Origin of the sequence: Streptomyces xylophagus (genome assembly GCF_000716435.1) — a bacterium.
In the GTDB taxonomy this organism is placed as follows: domain Bacteria; phylum Actinomycetota; class Actinomycetes; order Streptomycetales; family Streptomycetaceae; genus Streptomyces; species Streptomyces xylophagus.
The window spans coordinates 1-888 of sequence record NZ_JNWO01000104.1 but is presented as its reverse complement, the minus strand read 5'-3'; the positions used below and the strand labels follow the sequence as shown (position 1 = coordinate 888).

Annotated in this window: 2 protein-coding genes; one reads left to right on the top strand and one right to left on the bottom strand. The window is 62.6% G+C overall.

The window, feature by feature from the left end:
• Window positions 1-248 (bottom strand): hypothetical protein (locus OO70_RS56545; RefSeq protein ID WP_234337156.1); only part of this gene is annotated, 248 nt, incomplete at its 3' end.
• Between the two features lie 13 nt (window positions 249-261).
• Here OO70_RS56545 and OO70_RS50480 point away from each other — a divergent pair.
• Window positions 262-888: hypothetical protein (locus OO70_RS50480; protein ID WP_234337155.1), on the top strand; the 627-nt coding region annotated here is incomplete at its 3' end.

Here is an 888-nt window from a genome sequence, read left to right as displayed (position 1 = left end):
GTATGGCGTTGAAACGCGCGAACATGCCGGGCCAAGAGTCCGGTACGATGGTTCGGCAGTTGGCGTCGCGTGTTCTGTCGCCGACGCGAGAAGGCCGCCAGTCGGCTATCGCGAACGGTATCGACATCGACTCGTTCAGCACGCACGGCCATCTCGACGCCGAGGGCCTGAGCGGCCTGGTGCGCGAACGGTTCGGCAAGGTACAAGCGCGAGGGCGTCAACGGCGACGCGTTGGTCGATGCGCTCATCAAGAAGAGTGGCTTGCTCGGTCTTCTGCAATATCTTGGCGTGAAGCAGGGCGCTCGCGGCATGGTGCTGACGGGCGACATCAACACGTACGAAGAGAACAAGAAGGCCGTCGAGCACGGCGTCGAAGTCGGCCGCGCCGAAGAAGTCGCCAAACAGCGTATGGAAGGCCTGGCCTTCGCCGTCGACAAGCTGAAAGCATCGTTCGAGCAGACCTCCAACAGTTTCGTCAAGGCGAACGAAGGATGGCTGGCAGCCGCAGCAAACGGCGGCTCGAAGATACTTCAGTTCCTCGATAGCCTTGAAGAGGGCAAGAAGCAGCGCCTCACGCTGGAAGCGGGCTTCATCACGCTCGTCGGCGCGACCGCTGGCGTCGTGAGGGCGTTCCAGTTGGCGCAATCGACGCTCAACGCCATAGCGGCCAAGAACGGCGTGCAGGGCTTGCCCGGCGCACCGGGAGCACCGGGCGCACCGGGCGACAAGGCGTCGAAGGCGTTCAAGTTCCTGACCTACGCGCCCATCGTCGGCGAGGCGGCCTACAGCTATCTCCAATGGTTGACCGAGAACAACCAGAAGAACGTCGACGCGCAGACCAAGAACCCGTCGCCGAACATCGTGAATATGGGTCGGATCGGAAGTCGC